A 20,195-nucleotide genomic window follows, 5' to 3' on the forward strand; every position below is an offset into this window, starting at 1 on the left:
TATCGCTGACCCGCTCTCCCTCCCTCCACCAGAGGATCATCGTGATCAAAATCAGTCATGCCCTCCTGGCCGTCGTGCTGTCCGCCGCGCTGGCGGCCTGCGGCGCCGCCCGGGCCGAACCGGGACAGGGCGAGGTGAAGGTGCTGCGCTACCAGGGCAGCGCCGGCAACGTCACCTTCCCCGAACTGGCCGAGGAGCTCGGCTACCTCGGCGACGTCAAGCTCAAGTGGATCGGCAACACCACCTCGGGCCCGCAGGACATCCAGGCTGCGGCCACCGGCCAGACCGACTTCGGCGGCGCGTTCGACGGCGCCGTCGTCCGGCTCAAGGCCGCCAGAGCCCCGATCAAGGCCGTGATCGGCTACTACGGATCCGACAAGGACACCTTCAACGGCTACTACGTCAAGGACGACAGCCCGATCAGGACCGCCCGCGACCTCATCGGCAGGAAGATCGGCGTCAACACCCTCGGCGCCCACCACGAGGCCGTCATCAAGGAGTACCTGCGGCGCCAGGGGCTGACGCCCGAGGAGATCGAGCAGGTCCAGCTCGTCGTCATCCCGCCGGTCAACACCGAGCAGGCGATCCGCCAGGGCCGGCTCGACGCCGGCACGCTCGGCGGGGTGCTGAGGGACAAGGCGCTCGAACGCGGCGGGCTGCGGCCCCTGTTCACGGACGTGGAGCTGCTCGGCCCGTTCACGGCCGGCTCCGTCGTCCTGCGCGAGGACTTCATCGCCGCCAACCCCGGCACCGTCAGGACCTTCGTCTCGGCGTACGCCAGAGCCATCGAGTGGGCGCAGACCCGCTCCCGCGACGAGGTCATCGCCACGTTCCGGCGGATCATCGCCAAGCGGGGCCGCAACGAGAGCGACGACAACGTGCGCTTCTGGAAGAGCACCGGCATCGCCGCCAAGGGCGGCGTCATCTCCGACCAGGAGTTCCGGACCTGGATCGGCTGGCTGGAGCGCGAGGGCGACATCGAGCCCGGCCAGGTCGAGCCGGACGACCTCTACACCAACCAGTTCAACCCCTTCGCCGCCGGGAGCGGGTCATGACCAAGATCAGCATCCGTGACGTGAGCAAGACGTTCCAGGTCAGGGACGACCCCGAGCCGTTCACCGCCCTCGCGGGCACCGACCTCGACGTGCGCGAGGGCGAGTTCCTGACGCTCGTCGGCCCGAGCGGCTGCGGCAAGTCCACCCTGCTCGACCTCATCGCCGGGCTGACCGCGCCGACGTCCGGCGAGATCCGCATCGACGGGACGCCGGTCACCGGGCCAGGGCTCGACCGCGGCGTCGTCTTCCAGCAGTACGCGCTGTTCCCCTGGCGTACGGCCCAGGCCAACGTGGAGTTCGGGCTGGAGGCCAAGGGCGTGCCGCGCAAGGAGCGGGCGCGGCGGGCCCGCGAGCACCTCGCGCTCGTGGGGCTGGCCGGGTTCGGCGAGCGCTACCCGCACGAGCTGTCCGGCGGGATGCGGCAGCGGGTCGCCATCGCCCGCAGCCTCGCGTTCGACCCGGACGTGCTGCTCATGGACGAGCCGTTCGCCGCCCTCGACGCGCAGACCCGCGAGTCCCTCCAGGAGGAGCTGCTGCGCGTCTGGGAGCACACCGGCAAGACCGTCGTGTTCATCACGCACGGCATCGACGAGGCCGTCTACCTCGGCGAGCGGGTCGCGGTGATGACCTCGCGGCCCGGCCGCGTCAAGGAGGTCGTCGACGTGCGCTTCGACACGCGGGAAGGCGACCTGCGGGCGCACCCGGCCTTCGGCGAGTACCGGCACCACGTGTGGAGCCTGCTGCGCGAGGAGGTCGCGGCGGCGCAGGTCCAGGAGCGGGAGGTGGCGACCTCCCATGGCTGATCAGAAACTGCTTCCCGGGGACGTGCACTGGTACGACCTCCCCGACGAGGCCGCCGACGCCCCCGACGACGCCGCGAACCTGCCCGGCGGGGCCGCGGACGTGCCGGAGGAGCGGCCGCGCCGGCGCCTGCCCGGCCGCTGGCTCCGGCGGGCGGCCACGAACTCCACCGCCATCCTGCTCCTCCTCGCCGCCTGGGAGGCGCTGCCCCGGCTCGGCGTGCTGGACCCCGTCTTCGTCCCGCCGCTCTCCGAGGACCTCGTCGCCTGGTACGACCTGCTCGTCACCGGCCGGCTGCCCGAGCACCTCGGAGCCTCCGTCGCCCGCTCGCTGGCCGGCTTCGGCCTGGCCATCGTGCTGGCGATCCCGCTCGGCCTGCTGATCGGCTGGTACCGGCCGGTCGCCGACTTCCTCACCCCGCTGCTGGAGCTGTTCCGCAACACCTCGGCGGTGGCGCTGCTGCCGGTGTTCACGCTGATCCTCGGCATCGGGGAGACCACGAAGGTCACGTTCGCGCTGTACGCGTGCGCCTGGCCGATCCTGCTCAACACCATCAGCGGCGTGAAGACCGTGGAGCCGCTGCTCATCAAGTCGGCCAGGTCGATGGGCCTGGGCCCGGCCGGCCTGTTCCAGAAGGTGATCCTGCCCGCCGCCGTGCCGACCATCTTCACCGGGGTGCGGCTGGCGGGCGCGCACTCGATCCTCGTCCTGCTCTTCGCCGAGATGGTCGGCGCCAAGGCCGGGCTCGGATACCTCATCCTCGACACCCAGTCCAGCTTCCGGATCCCCGACATGTACGCCGGGATCATCACGATCTCCGCGCTGGGCGTGCTGTTCAACCTGCTGCTGGTCGGCGTCGAGCGCCGCTTCTCCACCTGGAGGACCACATGACGAGAAAGCTCCACCTCAACGCCTTCCTCATGGGCGTCGGCCACCACGAGGCGGCCTGGCGGCACCCGCGGACCGAGCCCGCCCGCCTCACCGACGTCCGCCACTACCAGGAGCTCGCCCGGATCGCCGAGCGCGGCACGCTCGACTCGGTCTTCCTCGCCGACGGCGTCGCGCTCAACGGCAACGTCGGCCACAACGCGCTCGGCGGGCTCGAACCGCTGACCCTGCTGTCGGCCCTGGCCGCCGTCACCGACCACATCGGGCTCATCGCGACCGTGTCCACGACGTACAACGAGCCCTTCCACGTGGCCCGCAAGTTCGCCTCGCTCGACCACATCAGCGGCGGCCGGGCCGGCTGGAACATCGTCACCTCCGCCGGCGAGGCCGAGGCCCGCAACTTCGGCGTGGTGCGGCCCTCCCACGCAGACCGGTACGCCAGGGCCACCGAGTTCCTGGACGTCGTGCGGAAGCTGTGGGACAGCTGGGAGGACGACGCGATCCTGGGCGACCGCGCCGCCGGCCGCTACGCCGACACCGGCAAGATCCACCCGATCGACCACGCCGGCGAGCACTTCGCGGTCAGCGGGCCGCTCAACACGTCCCGCCCGCCGCAGGGCCACCCGCTCCTGGTCCAGGCCGGGTCGTCGGAGGACGGCAAGGAGTTCGCCGCCCGCCACGCCGAGGCCGTGTTCACCGCGCAGCAGACGCTGCGGGAGGGCCAGGAGTTCTACGCCGACCTCAAGCGCCGCCTCGCGTCCTACGGCCGGCGGCAGGAGGACCTGCTCGTCCTGCCGGGCATCTCGCCGATCATCGGCTCGACCGAGCGCGAGGCGCTGCGGCTGGAGAAGGAGCTGGAGGAGCTCATCGTCCCGGCGTACGGGCTGGCGCAGCTGTCCACCATGACCGGCATCGAGCTGGACGAGGACGCGCTGGACAAGCCCCTTCCCGACGTGCCCGCCGAGACGGAGGGGGCGCAGAGCCGCCGCAAGCTCGTCGTGGATCTCGCCAGGCGCGAGAACCTCACGGTCCGGCAGCTCATCGGCCGCCTGGCGGGCGGGCGCGGGCATCGCGTCGTCGCCGGCACGCCGGAGCAGATCGCCGACCAGTTGCAGGAGTGGTTCTTCTCGGGGGCGGCCGACGGGTTCAACGTCATGCCGCCGATCCTGCCCGCCGGGCTGGGCGACTTCGTGGACCACGTGGTGCCGGAACTGCGGATCAGGGGCCTGTTCCGGCACGAGTACGAGGGCCGTACCCTCCGCGAGAACTACGGCCTGGCCAGACCCGCTTCCCGGTACGCCTCCGGGCGGGAGGCGGTGGTGGCGCGATGAGCATCGTGACGCTGGCCGGCAACCCGCGGCCCGGCTCCCGCACGCTGTCGGCGGCGGTCGCGGCCGCCCAGGCGGTCGGCCGCCGCCTCGGGGCCGGACCCGGCTCGTACGGCGTCGTGGACCTGTCGGGCCTCGGGCCGCACCTGCTCGCGCCTGGCACCCACGCGGACCTCCAGGAGGCCCTTGACCTGGTCGCCGGGGCCGCCGTGCTGGTGGTGGCGAGCCCCACGTACAAGGGCACCTACACGGGACTGCTGAAGGCGTTCCTCGACCGGCTGCCGCCGGGCGCGCTGGCGGGCCGGGCGGCGCTGCCGCTGCTCGTCATGGGCGACGCCAGGCACGCCCTGGCCGTGGAGGTGCACCTGCGGCCGTTGCTGGTGGAGCTGGGCGCCGCCGTCCCGACGCCGGGGCTGGCGCTGCTGGAGTCGCAGCTTCCGCAGGTCGAGGATGTGCTGGCGGAGTGGGCCGACCGGGTGGCCCCGCAGGTGGCCGGCGTGCTGAAGGAAGAGGCGCTCTCATGACGGCGACCGCGGACGCCGGCCAGGTGAACTCCGGCAGGGCCCGCGCCAGGCGGGCGGGCGCGGGCCGGGCGAAAGCCGGGCGGGTGGACACCGGGCGGGTGGACGCGGGGCGGGTGGACGCTGACGGCTTCCGGCGCGCGCTCGCCGTGCACGCCGCCGGCGTCGTCATCGTCACCGCCCAGTCCGGCGGGATCCCCGTCGGGCTCACCGCCACCTCCTTCTCCTCCGTCAGCCTGGAGCCGCCGCTGGTCTCCTTCTACGTCGACCGCTCCTCCACCACCTGGCCGTCGCTGCGTGCGGCCGGCCACTTCGCGGTCAACGTCCTGGCCTGCGACCAGGCCGACCTGGCCGCCAGGTTCGCCCGCAAGGACGTCGACCGGTTCGCCGAGCCCACCCGCTGGCGCCCCGGCCCCCTCGGCGCGCCGCTGCTGCAGGACGTCTCCGCGCACCTCGTCTGCCTGCCGTACGAGACGGCGGACGTCGGCGACCACATCCTGGTCGTCGGGCTGGTCGCCGAGGCGAGGGTGCACGGCCCCGGCCGTCCCCTCCTCTACCACCAGGGCCGCTTCGGCCGCTTCATCGCCCACCCCTGAGGTCGCCACGGAACACGGCTGAGGCCCGGTGCGCGCGCACCGGGCCTCAGCCGAGAGTTCCAGGAGATGTCCTAGTAGATGCGGTACTTGCGGCCGCAGTTGTCGAACTTGCCCGCCCAGCAGGTGAACGTGTACACCTTGCGGATCCCGCGCCCGTTCCAGGCCCCGACGACCTTGCCGTCGAACGAGCGGTTGAACCGGTGCCAGGAGCCGTTCTGGTAGTACTCGAACCACACCCAGCCCTTCTTCCCGCCGCGCCTGTCGACGCCGTACCACTTCGTGTAGACCTTGCCGCCGCTCTGCCACGTCCTGCCGAAGGTGTACGCCTTGTGGTCGCTGGAGAAGACCTTGCCCCAGCTGTGGCCGGTGGAGTTCGTGGCGGCCTGCGCGGCCGGGGTGAGCGCGATGCCGGTGAGCGCCATCGAGCCGGCGAGGGCGGTGATCGCGAGGGTCTTGCGCATTGGGAATCCTCCCCGTTGTCGGTGCGCCGGGTGGTCCGGCACCAGGGACGTTACGGAGAGCCGGGACGATTATCTGTGGACAAATCCGCACCCGGGATGTGATTGATGACGTACTCCCATCGGGGCAGGTCCCGCACGCGTGAGGGCGGGCCGGGGAGCGCGGATCCCCGTACGGGTACGCTTCATTACCGGCCCGTACGCCACGAGGAAAGGACACCGCCGAATGCCACACGCGGCGCGGCCCACGGTCACGCTGCACGACGTGGCGGCGGCGGCCGGGGTGTCGGTCTCCACGGCCTCCAGGGTCCTCGGCGGCAGCACGCGGAAGGTCGCGCCCGAGTACGAGGCCCGGGTGCTGGCCGCGGCGGCTGCCCTGCGGTACACGGTGGACGCCTCCGCCAGGGCGATGCGCCGGGCGAGCGACTCGATCGCGCTCATCGCCGACGACCTCACGACGCCGTCCATGGCCATGATCGTGGCCGCGATGGAGCGCGAGGCCCGCACGGCGGGCGCCTTCGTCACGGTCTCGTCCACGATGGCGGCCTCGGAGCGGCAGTTCGAGACGGTCCGGCTGCTGCGCGCGCTGCGGCCGCGCGCGCTCGTGCTGACCTCCAGCCGTGCCATGGCCAACGCCCTCGGCGGGCGGCTGCTGAAGGAACTGGTCTCGTACGAGCGCGAGGGCGGGCGGGTCGTCATCGTCGGCGAGACCGACATGCCGTTCGACGCGATCGGCGTCGACGACCACGGCGCCGGTGAGGTGATGGGCGCGTTCGTCGCGCGGACCGGGCACCGGCGGGTGGTGATCCTCGGCGGGGTCCCGGAGTCGCGCAACATGCCCCTGCGCACCGCCGGGTTCGTGGCCGGGCTGCGCGCCGGCGGGCTCGCCGAGCGGGACATTCGCGTCGTCCACGGCGAGACCAGCCGGCAGGCGGGGTTCGACGCGGCGCGACGGCTCGCCGAGGAGGGGCTGGACGGCGCGGAGGCGGTTCTCGCGGTCAACGACATGGTGGCCATCGGCGCGATGTCGGGCTTCCGCGCGGCCGGCCTGTCGGTTCCCGGGGACGTCTCCGTGACGGGGATCGACGACATCCCGCTGGCCGGTGACGTGACGCCGCGCCTCACCACCGTGGCGCTCCCGCTGGCGCGGGCGGGGGCCGAGGCCATCCGGTTCGCGCTGGAGAAGACCGGCACGGGCAGGCGGCTCACGCTCGAAGGCCGGCTCGTCGTCCGCGACAGCACGCGGTAACGGCGCTCCCTCACCCCGCGCGCCGCGATCCCTCCTGTCGCGGACGTCGCCGGCCCCGGCTCGGGTCGCCGATCCTTCCGTGCGGGCCCGCTCGGGCGGGTCACAAGTCGGTCATATCCGGGGCCGGCGCTCTTGACGCCTCCGTAACGGCCGTGCCAACCTGCGGAATACGTTTTCCCATGGAATACGTTTTCCCGCCTCGACGACAGGAGGTCATGTGTGAGCGCCATCGGCGAGCTCCAGCGCATGCGCAAGGGCAGCCGCGGACCCCTCGGCGGAGGAAGGCGCGACAACAAGGCCGCCTTCGTGTTCCTGGCCCCGTGGTTCGCGGGCCTGCTGTTCATCACGGCGGGCCCGATCGCCGCCTCCTTCGTGCTGGGCTTCACCGACTACAACCTGATCCAGCCCCCGACGTTCAACGGCCTGGACAACTTCGCCCGCATGCTCACCGACGCCCGCCTGCACAAGGCGCTCGGCGTCACGCTGATCTACGTCGTCGTCTCCGTCCCGCTGCAGCTGGGCGCCGCCCTGGGGCTGGCGCTCCTGCTCGACAAGGGGCTGCGCGGGCTGGCGTTCTACCGGTCGGCGTTCTACCTACCGTCGCTGCTCGGCTCCAGCGTGGCCGTCGCGGTGCTGTGGCGGCAGATCTTCGGCGCCGACGGCCTGATCAACCAGCTGCTGGGCATCGAGGGGCGGGGCTGGATCTCCGACCCCGACACGGCGCTGTGGACGCTGATCATCCTGAACGTGTGGACGTTCGGCGCCCCGATGGTCATCTTCCTGGCCGGGCTGCGCCAGATCCCGAGGATGTACTACGAGGCCGCGGCCACGGACGGGGCGGGGAAGTGGACGCAGTTCAGGAGCATCACGATCCCGCTCCTGTCACCGATCGTCTTCTTCAACCTGGTCCTGCAGATCATCCACGCCTTCCAGTCGTTCACGCAGGCGTTCGTGGTCTCCGGAGGCACCGGCGGGCCGTCCGACTCCACCCTCTTCTACACGCTCTACCTGTACCAGCGCGGTTTCGGCAACTTCGACATGGGCTACGCCTCGGCACTCGCCTGGCTGCTCCTGGTGATCATCGCCGGCATCACCGCCGTCAACTTCTGGGCCGCGAAATTCTGGGTCGTCTACGATGATTGAACTCCGCAAGCTGGTCAAGCACGTCGGGCTCATCCTGCTCGCACTGGTGATGCTCTATCCGGTGCTGTGGATGGTGGTCAGCTCGCTGCGCCCCGACAACGAGATCTTCCGCCGCCCCGGCCTCATCCTCGACGGCCTCCAGGTGCAGAACTACGGCACCGGCTGGACCGCGCTGGTCTCGCCGTTCGGCCACTACCTGCTCAACTCGGCGATCCTCGTGCTGGCCTGCATCATCGGCAACCTGGCGTCGTGCTCGATGGCGGCCTACGCCTTCGCCCGGCTCGACTTCACCGGTAAGCGCCTGTGGTTCGCCATCATGCTCGGCACGATCATGCTGCCGATCCACGTGATCATCGTGCCGCAGTACATCATGTTCTCCCAGCTCGACTGGGTGAACACGTTCCTGCCCCTGGTCGTGCCCAAGTTCCTGGCCACGGACGCGTTCTTCGTCTTCCTCATGGTGCAGTTCATCCGCGGGCTGCCGCGCGAGCTGGACGAGGCGGCCAGGATCGACGGCTGCGGCCACGCGCGGATCTTCCTCCGCATCATCCTGCCCCTGATGCTCCCGGCCCTCGCCACGACGGTGATCTTCACCTTCATCTGGACCTGGAACGACTTCTTCAGCCAGCTCATCTACCTGACGGACCCGGAGATGTACACGGTGCCGGTGGCGCTGCGCTCGTTCGTGGACGCGACCGTCTCGACCTCATGGGGCTCCATGTTCGCCATGAGCGTGGTCTCCCTGGCCCCCGTCTTCCTCGCCTTCCTCGTCGGCCAGCGCTACCTCATCCGGGGCATCGCGACCACCGGCGGCAAGTAATCCCCCGTAGAGGAGTCATCATGCGACGCACAGCCCTCGCCATGGCGGCGGTGTTCGCGCTCAGCGCCTGCGGCAGCGGCGGCAGCGCGAGCCAGGAGCTCTCGAAGGACCCCGTCACGCTCCGCTTCACGTGGTGGGGCGCGGACGAACGGCACAAGCGCACCCAGCAGGTCATCGACCTGTTCGAGAAGAAGTACCCGAACGTCACCGTCAAGGGGGAGTTCAAGGACTGGAACGGCTACTGGGAGAGCCTCGCGACCACCGTGGCGGCGAACGACGCGCCGGACATCATCCAGATGGACGAGCTCTACCTCTCCTCGTACGCCGAGCGCGGCGCCCTGCTCGACCTCGGCACCGCGTCCAAATACCTGAAGACGGCCGACTTCGACAAGTCCGCGCTGGACACGGGCGTGGTCAAGGGCAAGCAGTACGCGCTGCCCGTCGGCCTGGCCACGTACGCGATCGTCGCCAACACCGACCTGTTCGACAAGTTCAAGATCAAGCTGCCGGACGACAGCGCGTGGTCCTGGGAGGACCTGAAGAAGGTCGGCGACGAGGTGTCGAAGGCGGGCGGCGGCAAGGTCACCGGCTTCCAGTCGCTGGGCTTCGACGCGGGCGGCATGAACATCTGGATCAGGCAGGCGGGCGCGTCCCTGTTCGACGAGAGCGGCAAGGTCGCCGTGCCGCCGGAGGTGCTGACCTCGTACTGGACCTATGTCAGGGACCTGGCCAAGCAGGGGGTCACGCCGCCGCCGTCGGTCACCATCGAGCGGGCGAGCGCCTCGCTCGACCAGTCGGGCACGGCCACGAACACGTCGGCGCTCGCCACCTGGTGGAACACCCAGCTCAGCTCGCTGGCCACGGCGAGCGGCTCCAAGCTGAAGCTGCTGAGGATCCCGGGCGAGGCGCAGGCCACGTCGCCCGGCGCGTACTTCAAGCCCTCGATGTACTGGTCGGTCTCGTCGCGCACGCAGCACCCGGCCGAGGCGGCGCTGTTCGTGGACTTCCTGGCCAACAGCGAGGAGGCGGCGAACATCATGCTGACCGACCGCGGCGTCCCCGCGAACAAGAAGATCCGCACCGCCATCACCCCGAAGCTCACGGAAACGGATAAAGCCGCTGCGGAGTACCTGGACACCACCAAAGTGGGCCCGGCCCCTAGAGTGACCCCGAACGGCGCCAGCAACCTCGAAGCCATCATCAAGCGGCACACCGAAGAGGTGCTGTTCGACCGGCAGACGCCGGAGCAGGCGGCCACCTCGTTCATCGCCGAGCTGCAGGCCGAGATCGACGGCGCCTGACGTACCCCCACAGAGGAGCATCATCTTGACACAACGCAACTACCGGGCCGCGATCGTCGGAACCGGCGCGATCGCCCACGCCCACGCCCAGGCCGTCCTCGGGTCCGGGCGGGCGGAGGTCGTGGCCGTGGCCGATGTGGACGCCGGCCGGGTGAGCGCGTTCGCCGAGAAGTACGGCGTGCCGAGCGCCCACGCGAGCCTGGACGACCTGCTGCGCAAGGAGGAGGTCGACCTCGTCCACCTGTGCACGCCGCCCAAGCTGCACACGCCGCTGGCCGTCGCGTGCCTGGAGGCCGGGGTCACGGCGCTGGTGGAGAAGCCGCCGACGCTCTCGCTCGCCGAGTTCGACACGCTGATCGAGGCCGAGCGCCGCTCGACGGCGCACGTCGCGACCGTGCTGCAGCACCGGTTCGGGGCGGGCGCGCTGCGGCTGCGCCGCCTCCAGGAGGCGGGGGAGCTGGGCCGCCCGCTGCTGGCCACCTGCGACACGCAGTGGTTCCGCGACGAGGAGTACTACGCGGTCCCGTGGCGCGGCACGTGGGAGTCGGAGGGCGGCGGGCCCACCATGGGGCACGGCATCCACCAGTTCGACCTGCTGTTCTCGGTGCTCGGCCCCTGGAGCGAGGTCACCGCCGTGGCCGCCCGCCAGGCGCGCCCGGTCGACACCGAGGACGTCTCCATGGCGCTGGTGACGTTCGAGAGCGGCGCCGTGGCCTCGATCGTGAACTCCGTCGTGTCCCCGCGGCAGACCTCCAAGCTGCGCTTCGACTACGAGCGCGCCACCGTCGAGCTGGAGCACCTGTACGGCTACACCGACGACGACTGGACCGTGACCCCGGCGCCGGGCCAGGAGGCGGTGGCCGAGCTGTGGGCGCGCGGGCACGGCACGGCGTCGAGCGGCCACTCCGGCTGGCTCGCCGCCGTCCTCGACGCGCTCGACCGGGGCGAGGCGCCCCCGGTGACCACCGAGGACGCCCGCCGCACGATGGAGTTCATCGCCGCGCTGTTCGCCTCCGCCTTCACCGGCGAGCGCGTGCGGGCCGGGCAGATCACCGCCGACAGCCCGTTCGCCGCGCGGATGGACGGCACGGGCGCACCCTGGGAGAAGGTGAGGAACCCGTGACCCTGCGGGCCACCCATGTGCTCGACCGCTCGATCACCGTCGCGGCGGGCGAGACCGACCTGTTCACCTACGTCTACCGGCCCGACACGCCGGTGCTGGAGTCGCCCAAGCCGTACCTGCACCCGATCCGCACCCTCGGCGGCGCGCCCGTGTCGCTGTTCAGGCCGCACGACCACGTCTGGCACAAGGGCATCGCCTGGTCACTGCCGCACGTGGGGGAGCACAACTTCTGGGGCGGGCCGACGTACGTGCACGGGAAGTTCTACGTGCAGCTCGACAACAACGGCAGCGCGACCCACCGCGAGATGACCGCGCTGTCGGCCTCCGGCGACAGGGCCGAGGTCGCGCACACGCTCGGCTGGACCTCGCAGGCCGGAGCGCCGGTCATCGAGGAGCGGCGCTCGCTGGCCGCGCGGGTGGTGGACGAGGCGACGTGGGCGCTGGTGTTCGACACCGAGATGACGAACGTGTCGGGCGGCTCGCTCGCGTTCGGCTCCCCGACCACGAAGGGCCGCGAGAACGCCGGGTACGGCGGGCTGTTCTGGCGCGGGCCGCGCTCGTTCACCGGCGGGACCATCCAGTCGCCGGGCGGGGCGGGCGGCGACGAGCTGCGCGGCACGCGCGCCGAGTGGTTCGGCTTCCGCGGCAGGCACGACGAGACCGGCGAGCACTCGACGGTCGTCATGGTGGACGCCGCCTCGAACCCGCAGCATCCGCCGCAGTGGTTCGCCCGCAGCGAGGAGTTCGCCTGCCTGTGCCCGGCGCCGTTCTTCAGCGAGGAGCTGGAGCTGCCGGACGGCGAGTCGCTGCGCTTCCGGTACGCGGTCGTGATCGCCGACGGCGACCGCGGCGAGGAGGGCACGGAGCTGCTGGCCAAGCAGGGACGGGCGGTGCTGGCATGACCTTCCCCGGAGGCACCTCGGTCAGCCGGCTGTCGGTCTACTCGGGCAGCCCGTGCGCCGACGGCCTGGAGGGCGGCACGCCGCACCTGCACACGGCCTCCACGGAGGCGTACGTGGTGGTCGGCGGGCGCGGCACGCTCCAGACGCTCGACGTGAACGGGCTGCGCGAGAGCCCGCTCAGCGCGGGGACCACCGTGTGGTTCACGCCCGGCACCATTCACCGCGCGGTCAACCTCGGAGGGCTGGAGGTCGTGGTCGTCATGTCGAACGCCGGGCTTCCCGAGGCGGGCGACGCGGTCATGACGTTCCCGCCGGAGGTCGTCGCCGACCAGGACCGCTACCAGCAGGCCGCCGCCCTGCCGGCCGAAGGGGTGGAGGAGGCCGTCCGGAGGCGGCGGGAGCTGGCGGTCGAGGGGTTCCTGCGCCTCGCCGACGCCGCCCGCCAGGGCGACCTGGACCCGCTGCAGCGCTTCTACGACAGCGCCGTCGCCCTCGTCCGCCCCAAGGCGGCGGCCTGGCGCGCCATCTGGGAGGACACCGTGGCCAGGGAGACCGGCCGCACGGCCGGGATCCTCGACGCCCTGGAGCGCGGCGACGGCGCGCACCTGCGGGGGTCCGCCCTGATGGAGAGCCCGCCGGAGGAGCGGTGGGGCATGTGCGGCCACCTGCGCGCCCACGACGTGGCTCACCCCGTCGTCCACACCCCGTAGCGAATCGCCTCCCGGCGCGCCCGCCTCCGCCTCCGCAGAGGAGAGGCGCGCCGGCACACCCCCCAGGAGCCCGGACATGCCCTCGATCCCGCGCGTGCTCACAGCCGCCGCCATGATCCTGACCCTCGCCCAGCCCGTCGTCGCCGCGCAGCCCGCCACGGCGGAGGCCGGCACCACCTACTACGTCGACGCCACCGGCGGCGACGACTCAGCCTCGGGCCTCGACGAGGCGCACCCCTGGAAGAGCCTGGAGAAGGTGAACGGCACCACCTTCCGCCCCGGCGACCGCGTCCTCCTGCGCGCCGGCCGCACCTGGACCGGCGGGCTGTGGCCCAAGGGCTCGGGCGAGAGCGGCGCCCCCATCACGGTCGACAGGTACGGCGAGGGCGGCAAGCCCCGCATCGACGGCGCGGGCGAGGTCGGCGACGCCGTCCGGCTGTTCAACCAGGAGTTCTGGACCATCCGCAACCTGGAGGTCACCAACGCGGTCCCGCCGACGGGCATCCCGGGCGAGAACCTGCGCGACCTGCGCGGCATCCACGTCTCCGGCGACAACAGCCAGACCCTCGACGGCTTCGTCATCGACGCCGTGGACGTGCACGACGTCACCGGCCAGGTCAACTGGATCGGCGGCAGCACCGACAACAACGCCCCCGGCGTGCGCTTCCAAACCGGCTGGGACGGCTCGAAGAAGACCGGCGGCATCGTGTTCGACACGACGGTGCCCGACATCCACAACCCGCCGGACCGGGCGACCGTGCTGAACGACGTGGTGATCGAGAACTCCACCGTCGCCGACACCTCGTTCGCCGGGATCGTCGTCAAGCAGTACACCGGGGACGGCAGGAACGAGGCGGGCGAGACGATCGCCACGCCCACCGGCTGGGGCACCAGGAAGAGCGCGGACGACCCGGCCTTCACCCCGCACACGAACATCGTCATCAGGAACAACCACATCACCCAGGCGAACACCGCGTACGGGTGCAACGGCATGTACCTCACCAACGTGCGGGGCGCGCTGGTCGAACACAACGTCGTCCACCGCGCGGGCACCTCCGGCATCGAGTCGTACTACTCCGACGACGTGACGTTCCAGTTCAACGAGGTGTACGAGACGCAGCAGAAGGCCGGCGGCGCCGACTCCAACGGCATCGACCCGGACAAGGGCACCACCCGGCACGTCGTGCAGTACAACTACCTGCACGGCAACGGCGACGGCGTGCTGCTGTGCCAGTTCGGCTTCGGCGACGCCGTGGTCAGGTACAACGTGATCGCGAGCAACACCCGCTACCAGATCTACCTGCACTCCGACCGGGCCGCGACCGCCAAGGTCCACAACAACACGATCTACAACGACAAGAGCGACCACCTCATCTACGGGTACGGCAGCTACCTCGAATCCCGCTACGACATCACCGGCAACGTCCTGTACTCCACGCGCCCCGCCACGCTGACGACCAGCCCGACCATCGCCTACGACCACAACCTGTACGGCGGCGCGGACCTCGCGGTGCCGGCCGGCGACGAGGCCGCCGTGGTGGCCGACCCGCTGTTCGTCAAGGCGCCGCTCGACGGCCCGTACGGCACGCCGGAGACGGGGCCGCGCCTCGACACCGCGTACGGGCTGCGCGTCTCCTCCGGCTCGTACGCGATCGACGCGGGCGAGGAGGCCGACGGCAACGGCGGCCGCGACTTCGCCGGCACCCCGCTCTACAACGGCGGCCCGGACATCGGCGCCTTCGAGTACGTCACCGCCGAGGGCGCCACGACCGAGTCCCTGACCGGCACGGTCCGCACCCCCTCGGGCGCCCCCGTCAGCGGGGCGGCCGTCGCGGCGTCGGGCAGGAGCGCCACCACCGGCCCCGACGGCCGCTTCGCGATCAGGGACCTGCCGTTCGCCGAGGACGTCGAGGTGACCGCCACCAGGAACGGCTACGCGCCGGCCACCGCGACCGTGGACGTGCGGCCCGGCAACACCGCGACCGTCCACCTGACCATGGCCTCGACCAGCACCGTCGGCTCCGTCACCGGGCGCGTCCTGGACCAGGCCGCCCGGCCGCTGCCCGGCGCGACCGTCACCGTCAAGGACGGCGACCAGGCGCTCGGCACCGCGACCAGCGGCCCCGACGGCGGGTTCACCGTCGAGGGCGTCCCGGTCGGGGAGGGGTACGCGCTCCGCGCCGCGGCCGGCGGGTACGTGACGGCGGGCCGGGAGGGGCTGGCGGTGGAGGCGGCCACCGCGACCGACGCCGGCGCGCTGCTGCTCGTCCGTCCCGTGCCCGACTACGTGGCCGTGCACGACTTCGACGACCTGCCGACGGGCCCGCTGACCGGCGGCGACGGCCTCACCGTCAGCAGCGCGGGCGGGAGCGTCGAGGTCACGGGAGACAAGAGCTTGAAGCTGACCCGTACGACCAACAGCGGCAGCACCAGCGTCTCCCAGAAGTTCGCGCTCAAGGGCGTCGTGACCGTCGAGGCGCGCGTCATGAGCGAGAAGCCCTACACCTCCGGCAACCACTGGTGGGGCGTCCCCTACATCAGGAACGCCGCCGGCCAGAACGCCGTCAGCATCGCCTTCACCAAGGACTCCATCGTCGCCTACGCGGGCACGACCACCCGCACGGTCGGCGCGTACGAGCCGGGCCGCTGGTATCACGTCGCGGCCGTGATCGACACCGTCAACCAGCGGTTCGACCTGCTCATCGACGGTCGCACGGTGCTCGAGGGGGCCGCGTTCAGGACCGCGATGGACAGCGTGGCGCAGGTCGACTACTACGCCAACAGCAGCAACTACGGCGACATCGACCTCGACGACATCCGGATCGCCCAGGGCGTCGGCCTGGCCCGCGACGACGCCGCCCTGCTCAGCCTCGACACCGACCAGGGCGCGCCGGTGGACGGCGTGCTCGACGTGCCCGCCGGGGTCGGCGAGGTCGAGGTGACGGCCGTGGCGCGCAGCCCGTTCGCCAGATCCGTGGGCATCGCCGGCGAGCGCACCGAGGGCCCCCAGGCCACCCGCACGATCACGCTGGACGAGGAGGGCGCCGAGGTGCCCGTCGTGGTCACCGCCGAGGACGGCACCGAGGCCACCCACACCCTCACCATCCGGCGCGGCCCGCTCGCCCGGGACACCACGCTGACCGCGCTCGTCCCCGACGCGGGCACGCTCGACCCGGCGTTCGACCCCGGCGTGCGCGCGTACGCGCTCACCATCCCGGGGGACCGGGTCGCGTTCACCCCGACCGCGCTCAACCCGAAGTCGGCCATCACCGTGCAGGGCCGGGCGGTCGAGAGCGGCGCGGCGTCCCCGGCCATCCAGGTGCCCGTCGGCGACACCGACGTCGCCGTCAAGGTCGTGTCCGAGGACGGCACGGCGGACGCCACGTACACGATCAGGGTCACCCGCCCCGAGCCCGAGCTGCCGCAGGACGGCGCCACCGCACCGCCCGCGCGGGCGGTGCTCTCGACCACGAGCGGGTGGCGCGACGGGCTGCACGACGGCACGTACGACGTGACCATGAACCTCTGGTACGGCGTCAACGCCGGCGTGTTCGTGCTGTACGAGAACGGCGAGGAGATCGCCAGGCGCGAGCTGACCCCGAAGACGCCGTCGGCGCAGAAGGCGACCGTCGCCGTCACCGGCCGCACGAACGGCACCTACGTCTACACCGGCGAGCTGCTGAACCAGGCCGGACGCACCGCCACCACCTCCGCGAAGGTCGTCGTGACCGACGCGAACCCCGCCGAGCCGGTGCTCAGCTCCGACAACTGGGACGGCGACGGCGACTACACCGTCCGCATGAACCTGTGGTGGGGCACCAACGCCACCTCCTACCGCCTCTACGAGGACGGCGTGCTGATCGACTCCCAGCCGCTCGCCGCCGCCACCCCCGGCGCGCAGAGCGCCGCCACCGTGCTCACCGGCCGCCGGGCGGGTGAGCACACGTACGTGGCCGAGCTGGCGAACGCGGCGGGCGTGACGAGGAGCGACCCGCTCACCGTGGTGGCACAATGACCGCCATGGAGCACGGGTCCACGGCCCCGCCGACCCTCCACGACGTCGCCAGGGAGGCGGGCGTGTCCGTCGCGACCGCCTCCAGAGCGCTCAACGGCAGCGCGCGCAACGTCCGCTCGGAGAACGCCCGCCGGGTGCGGGCGGCGGCGGCCAAGCTCAACTACGAGCCGCACCTGTCGGCGCAGGCCATCGCCAAGGGCTCGACCAGGACGGTCGCGCTGGTGGTGCGCGACGTGGCCGACCCCTACTTCTCCTCCATCGCGGCCGGGGTCGCGCAGGCGGCGGAGGCGGCGGGGCTCATCGTCACCATGGCCGTGGCCGACGGCTCGTCCGAGCGGGAGCTGGAGATCGTCCGCACGCTGCGCGGGCAGCGGCCCCAGGTCATCATCGTCGCGGGCAGCCGGGTCGAGGGCGCCGGCACCAGGGGCGTGCTGATCGAGGAGCTGGAGGCGTACCGGACGGCGGGCGGGCGGGTCGTCATGATCAGCCAGCGGGACCTGCCGTTCGGCACCGTCGCCGTCGACAACCACGGCGGGGCCCGCGACCTGGCGCGGGCCCTCCTGGAGGCCGGCTACCGCCGCTTCGCCGTCCTCCACGCGCCCGGCTCGCTCCGGACGTCGCGGGAGCGCCACGACGGCTTCCGCGCCGGCCTCCGCTCGTGGCCCGGCGCGGGCCCGGCCGGGGTGGCCGAGCCGGTCGCGATCGAGACGGCGTTCACCCGGGCCGGCGGCTACGACGCGGCGCGCAGGCTGGTCGAGCGGGGGATCGAGGACGTGGAGGCGGTGTTCGCGGTCAACGATGTGATGGCGATCGGCGCCATGACCGCCTTCCGCGACGCCGGCGTGATCCCGGGCGCCGACATCGCGGTGGCGGGGTTCGACGACATACCGTCGGCGCTGGACGTCGTGCCCGCCCTCACCTCCGTGGCGGTGCCGCTGCGGGAGGCGGGTCTGAGCGCCATGCGCCTGGCGCTCACGGACGAGGCGGACGCGCCGGACGTACGGCTGGCCGCCCGCGTCGTCCTCCGCGAGAGCACCCCGCCCCGGCAGGCCGGGCGGCGGTAAACGGCGTGCGGGAGGGCGCGGCCGGGCAGCATGATCGTGGCATGGGCTATGAGGAGCTGATCGAGGAGGCGCTGGCCACCCCGTTCGAGGGCTGGGACTGGTCGGCCTTCCACGGCCGCATGACCGGCGCCGACGACCTGCCGTGGGGCTACGAGCGCCTGGTGCGCGAGCGCCTCCCGGGCACGGCCTCCCTGCTCGACCTCGGCACAGGCGGGGGCGAGCTGCTGGCGTCGCTGGCCCCGCTCCCGCCGCGCACCGCCGCCACCGAGGGCTTCCCGCCCAACCTGCCGGTGGCCCGCCGGCGCCTGGAGCCCCTCGGCGTCGAGGTGGCCGAGCACACCTCGGCCTTCCCCGGCGGCTCGTTCGAGCTGATCACCAACCGGCACGAGTCGTACGAACCCGGCGAGATCCGCCGTCTCCTCGCCCTGGGCGGCACCTACGTCACCCAGCAGGTCGACGGGCGCGACATGGAGGAGCTCAACGCGGCCTTGCAGGGGCCGCCCCACGAGGACCGCGACTGGCGCCTCGGCACCGCCGCGGCCGCGCTCGCCGAGGCCGGGCTCGACGTCACCTGGCGCGCGGAGGCGGGCTACCCGGTCACCTTCCACGACGTCGGCGCGCTGGTCCGCTACCTGCGGGTGGTGTCGTGGCAGATCCCCGGCTTCACCGTCACCGCGTACGAGGACCGCCTCCGTGCCCTGCACGACGGCATGGAACGCGGCCGCCCGCTGACGGCGACCGCCCGCCGCTTCGCCCTCACCGCCCGGCACGCCGGGGAGTGAGGGACGGAGGGTGCCAATCTTGCACCCGAGGTCAAGAGATCGACGCCCGCGAGTGACTTTTCCCATCCGGCCCGCACCCCGCGCGGTGGCCCGCCGCCGTCGAGGGATGCGAGGCTGCCCGCGGAACCATCCGCAGTGCACTGGAAGGAGTGCGGCATGACCCAGGACGCCGGCCGTGTCGAGGCCAAGCGGATCAACGATCACGTGGAGCTCGTCCACGCCGACAACCCGGACACGGTGCTGGAGGTCCCGCGCCGCGACTGGGAGCCGTTCATAGCGGCGGTCAAGTCCGGCGCGTTCGACCTCGAGACGCTCAACCGGCAGGCGGCGGAGAGGGTGGCCTGACCTTCCCCGCCGCACCGTAAGGGCGCCCGCTCCCAGCGCAGTGGAGCGGGCGCCCTCGCCTGCGGGCCCCGCCCGTCTAGGGGAGCTGCAGCTCGGCGAACACCCCGCGGTGGTCGGTCCTCGGCACGTCCACGATCTCGACCCGCCGCACGGCCACCCGCCGGTCGGCCAGGACGTGGTCGATGGTGATGAAGGGCTTGATCCCCCGGTTCGGCCAGGTCGGGATCAGCCCCTTGCCCACCTGGTCGGCCGCGTCCACGTAGCCGCGGCCGAGCAGGTCGCGGAAGGCGCGGTGGTCGAGGCTGGCGTTGAAGTCGCCAGCCAGCACCCGCACCGTCGTGGGGGACGGCGAGGGGAGGGCGCGCAGGGCGGTGTTCCACTCCGCTTCCATGCGGCCGAGCGGCGGGTTGGGGTGCACGGCCACGAACTCGACCTTGCCGCCGCCTGGCAACGTCACGGTGGCGGCGGGCATGTTGTGCCCGATCGGCGTGAACAGTCCGGTCAGCTCCGTCACCGGGTGCTTGGAGAAGATGCCGCTGCCGGTCGCGCCGAAGTCGGGTTGCAGCACGCGGTACGGCATGAGCTCCTTCAGCCCGGCCGCGTCCAGCCGCTCCACCTCCGCCCAGCTGAGCTCCAGCGCGCTGAACACCTCGACATCGAGCCTGCGTACCAGGTCGACCACGGTCTGGGCGTCGCCCCTGGTGAACAGGTTGACCGACAGCACCCGCAGCGCCGGGCCCTTCGCCGGCGGCTGCTCCGCGCCGAACGCCCGCGGCGCCACGACCGAGACCATCACGGCGCACACCAGCGCCGCGGCGAGCGCGGCCGGGCGGTTGCGCCTGAGCAGCGCCAGCAGCGCGGTCAGCGCCGCCAGCACGGCCCCGATGGGCGTCACGGTCATGAGCTGGGTCGGGAACGAGCCCGCCTCCAGGCCGGCGACCCTGACGACGGCCCACAGAGCCAGCAGCGTGACGACCGTCCAGGACAGCCAGCGCCTGCGACGCCTGCGCGGCGCCGACGCGGGGCCGTCCGCCGCGGGCGGCTCCTGCTCGACCGTCGCGCTCACTCCGCCGAGTTGATCCACATTTGAACTT

19 protein-coding genes are annotated in these 20,195 nt (G+C 72.1%); 17 read left to right on the plus strand and 2 right to left on the minus strand.

Going from position 1 to position 20,195, the window contains the following annotated elements; translation table 11 throughout:
- The first annotated feature begins 41 nt into the window (after positions 1 to 41).
- The 6 genes from FH608_RS10760 to FH608_RS10785 are packed head-to-tail and all read left to right on the plus strand — an operon-like array spanning position 42 to position 5,189.
- Positions 42 to 1,055: an ABC transporter substrate-binding protein gene (locus tag FH608_RS10760; RefSeq protein WP_226899271.1), complete on the plus strand. Its 1,014-nt coding sequence runs from the start codon at positions 42 to 44 to the stop codon at positions 1,053 to 1,055.
- Entirely contained in the window at positions 1,052 to 1,858 is an 807-nt protein-coding gene (locus FH608_RS10765) for an ABC transporter ATP-binding protein (RefSeq protein ID WP_139630267.1), read from the plus strand. Before FH608_RS10760 ends, FH608_RS10765 begins: the two co-directional genes overlap by 4 nt.
- Complete coding sequence (locus tag FH608_RS10770) at positions 1,851 to 2,747, plus strand: ABC transporter permease (RefSeq protein ID WP_139630268.1); 897 nt, start codon at positions 1,851 to 1,853, stop codon at positions 2,745 to 2,747. Before FH608_RS10765 ends, FH608_RS10770 begins: the two co-directional genes overlap by 8 nt.
- Positions 2,744 to 4,075 carry an LLM class flavin-dependent oxidoreductase gene (locus FH608_RS10775; protein ID WP_139630269.1) on the plus strand — a complete coding sequence of 444 codons (1,332 nt, stop codon included), beginning with the start codon at positions 2,744 to 2,746 and terminating at the stop codon, positions 4,073 to 4,075. Before FH608_RS10770 ends, FH608_RS10775 begins: the two co-directional genes overlap by 4 nt.
- Positions 4,072 to 4,596 (plus strand): NADPH-dependent FMN reductase, encoded by a 525-nt coding sequence (locus FH608_RS10780; RefSeq protein WP_139630270.1) that lies wholly within the window; start codon positions 4,072 to 4,074, stop codon positions 4,594 to 4,596. Before FH608_RS10775 ends, FH608_RS10780 begins: the two co-directional genes overlap by 4 nt.
- Positions 4,593 to 5,189, plus strand: a complete 597-nt coding sequence (locus tag FH608_RS10785) for a flavin reductase family protein (protein ID WP_139630271.1) — start codon at positions 4,593 to 4,595, stop codon at positions 5,187 to 5,189. Before FH608_RS10780 ends, FH608_RS10785 begins: the two co-directional genes overlap by 4 nt.
- Before the next feature lie 71 nt (positions 5,190 to 5,260).
- Here the strand turns inward: FH608_RS10785 and FH608_RS10790 are convergent, their stop codons facing one another.
- Positions 5,261 to 5,650 carry a hypothetical protein gene (locus FH608_RS10790; protein ID WP_139630272.1) on the minus strand — a complete coding sequence of 130 codons (390 nt, stop codon included), beginning with the start codon at positions 5,648 to 5,650 and terminating at the stop codon, positions 5,261 to 5,263.
- Positions 5,651 to 5,873: 223 nt separating this feature from the next.
- Here FH608_RS10790 and FH608_RS10795 point away from each other — a divergent pair, with 223 nt between their 5' ends.
- From FH608_RS10795 to FH608_RS10845, 11 genes are all read left to right on the plus strand, one after another.
- On the plus strand, positions 5,874 to 6,896 hold the full coding sequence (locus FH608_RS10795) for a LacI family DNA-binding transcriptional regulator (RefSeq protein ID WP_139630273.1): 1,023 nt from the start codon (positions 5,874 to 5,876) through the stop codon (positions 6,894 to 6,896).
- Between the two features lie 246 nt (positions 6,897 to 7,142).
- A complete protein-coding gene (locus FH608_RS10800; protein ID WP_139630445.1) occupies positions 7,143 to 8,039 on the plus strand; it encodes a carbohydrate ABC transporter permease in 897 nt (298 codons plus the stop codon).
- Entirely contained in the window at positions 8,032 to 8,859 is an 828-nt protein-coding gene (locus FH608_RS10805; RefSeq protein ID WP_139630274.1) for a carbohydrate ABC transporter permease, read from the plus strand. The genes FH608_RS10800 and FH608_RS10805 overlap by 8 nt, the downstream gene beginning before the upstream one ends.
- 20 nt (positions 8,860 to 8,879) lie before the next feature.
- On the plus strand, positions 8,880 to 10,160 hold the full coding sequence (locus tag FH608_RS10810) for an ABC transporter substrate-binding protein (protein ID WP_226899272.1): 1,281 nt from the start codon (positions 8,880 to 8,882) through the stop codon (positions 10,158 to 10,160).
- A gap of 25 nt (positions 10,161 to 10,185) precedes the next feature.
- Positions 10,186 to 11,283 carry a Gfo/Idh/MocA family protein gene (locus tag FH608_RS10815; RefSeq protein WP_226899273.1) on the plus strand — a complete coding sequence of 366 codons (1,098 nt, stop codon included), beginning with the start codon at positions 10,186 to 10,188 and terminating at the stop codon, positions 11,281 to 11,283.
- Positions 11,280 to 12,185, plus strand: coding sequence for a DUF6807 domain-containing protein (locus FH608_RS10820; protein WP_139630276.1), 906 nt, complete (start codon positions 11,280 to 11,282; stop codon positions 12,183 to 12,185). Before FH608_RS10815 ends, FH608_RS10820 begins: the two co-directional genes overlap by 4 nt.
- The gene (locus tag FH608_RS10825; RefSeq protein WP_139630277.1) at positions 12,182 to 12,895 is read left to right on the plus strand and encodes a cupin domain-containing protein; all 714 of its coding nucleotides are present in this window, start codon (positions 12,182 to 12,184) and stop codon (positions 12,893 to 12,895) included. Before FH608_RS10820 ends, FH608_RS10825 begins: the two co-directional genes overlap by 4 nt.
- Before the next feature lie 76 nt (positions 12,896 to 12,971).
- Positions 12,972 to 16,910, plus strand: coding sequence for a carboxypeptidase regulatory-like domain-containing protein (locus FH608_RS10830; RefSeq protein WP_139630278.1), 3,939 nt, complete (start codon positions 12,972 to 12,974; stop codon positions 16,908 to 16,910).
- Positions 16,911 to 16,915: 5 nt separating this feature from the next.
- Entirely contained in the window at positions 16,916 to 17,974 is a 1,059-nt protein-coding gene (locus tag FH608_RS10835) for a LacI family DNA-binding transcriptional regulator (RefSeq protein WP_193318343.1), read from the plus strand.
- A gap of 41 nt (positions 17,975 to 18,015) precedes the next feature.
- Entirely contained in the window at positions 18,016 to 18,756 is a 741-nt protein-coding gene (locus FH608_RS10840; RefSeq protein ID WP_139630280.1) for a class I SAM-dependent methyltransferase, read from the plus strand.
- A 156-nt stretch (positions 18,757 to 18,912) separates the two neighbouring features.
- The gene (locus FH608_RS10845; protein ID WP_139630281.1) at positions 18,913 to 19,101 is read left to right on the plus strand and encodes a hypothetical protein; all 189 of its coding nucleotides are present in this window, start codon (positions 18,913 to 18,915) and stop codon (positions 19,099 to 19,101) included.
- A gap of 76 nt (positions 19,102 to 19,177) precedes the next feature.
- Here the strand turns inward: FH608_RS10845 and FH608_RS10850 are convergent, their stop codons facing one another.
- Positions 19,178 to 20,185 carry an endonuclease/exonuclease/phosphatase family protein gene (locus FH608_RS10850; RefSeq protein ID WP_226899275.1) on the minus strand — a complete coding sequence of 336 codons (1,008 nt, stop codon included), beginning with the start codon at positions 20,183 to 20,185 and terminating at the stop codon, positions 19,178 to 19,180.
- Positions 20,186 to 20,195 lie beyond the last annotated feature (10 nt).

Source organism: Nonomuraea phyllanthi (assembly GCF_006334985.2).
GTDB lineage: Bacteria > Actinomycetota > Actinomycetes > Streptosporangiales > Streptosporangiaceae > Nonomuraea > Nonomuraea phyllanthi.

Bases quoted from the DNA above. Each gene is read 5' to 3' on its own strand.
- FH608_RS10830 (WP_139630278.1), top strand. From the start codon at position 12,972: ATGCCCTCGATCCCGCGCGTGCTCACAGCCGCCGCCATGATCCTGACC.
- FH608_RS10790 (WP_139630272.1), bottom strand. From the start codon at position 5,650: ATGCGCAAGACCCTCGCGATCACCGCCCTCGCCGGCTCGATGGCGCTC.
- FH608_RS10835 (WP_193318343.1), top strand. From the start codon at position 16,916: ATGGAGCACGGGTCCACGGCCCCGCCGACCCTCCACGACGTCGCCAGG.
- FH608_RS10765 (WP_139630267.1), top strand. From the start codon at position 1,052: ATGACCAAGATCAGCATCCGTGACGTGAGCAAGACGTTCCAGGTCAGG.
- FH608_RS10825 (WP_139630277.1), top strand. From the start codon at position 12,182: ATGACCTTCCCCGGAGGCACCTCGGTCAGCCGGCTGTCGGTCTACTCG.
- FH608_RS10775 (WP_139630269.1), top strand. From the start codon at position 2,744: ATGACGAGAAAGCTCCACCTCAACGCCTTCCTCATGGGCGTCGGCCAC.
- FH608_RS10785 (WP_139630271.1), top strand. From the start codon at position 4,593: ATGACGGCGACCGCGGACGCCGGCCAGGTGAACTCCGGCAGGGCCCGC.
- FH608_RS10805 (WP_139630274.1), top strand. From the start codon at position 8,032: ATGATTGAACTCCGCAAGCTGGTCAAGCACGTCGGGCTCATCCTGCTC.
- FH608_RS10845 (WP_139630281.1), top strand. From the start codon at position 18,913: ATGACCCAGGACGCCGGCCGTGTCGAGGCCAAGCGGATCAACGATCAC.
- FH608_RS10810 (WP_226899272.1), top strand. From the start codon at position 8,880: ATGCGACGCACAGCCCTCGCCATGGCGGCGGTGTTCGCGCTCAGCGCC.
- FH608_RS10770 (WP_139630268.1), top strand. From the start codon at position 1,851: ATGGCTGATCAGAAACTGCTTCCCGGGGACGTGCACTGGTACGACCTC.
- FH608_RS10840 (WP_139630280.1), top strand. From the start codon at position 18,016: ATGGGCTATGAGGAGCTGATCGAGGAGGCGCTGGCCACCCCGTTCGAG.
- FH608_RS10800 (WP_139630445.1), top strand. From the start codon at position 7,143: ATGCGCAAGGGCAGCCGCGGACCCCTCGGCGGAGGAAGGCGCGACAAC.
- FH608_RS10780 (WP_139630270.1), top strand. From the start codon at position 4,072: ATGAGCATCGTGACGCTGGCCGGCAACCCGCGGCCCGGCTCCCGCACG.
- FH608_RS10795 (WP_139630273.1), top strand. From the start codon at position 5,874: ATGCCACACGCGGCGCGGCCCACGGTCACGCTGCACGACGTGGCGGCG.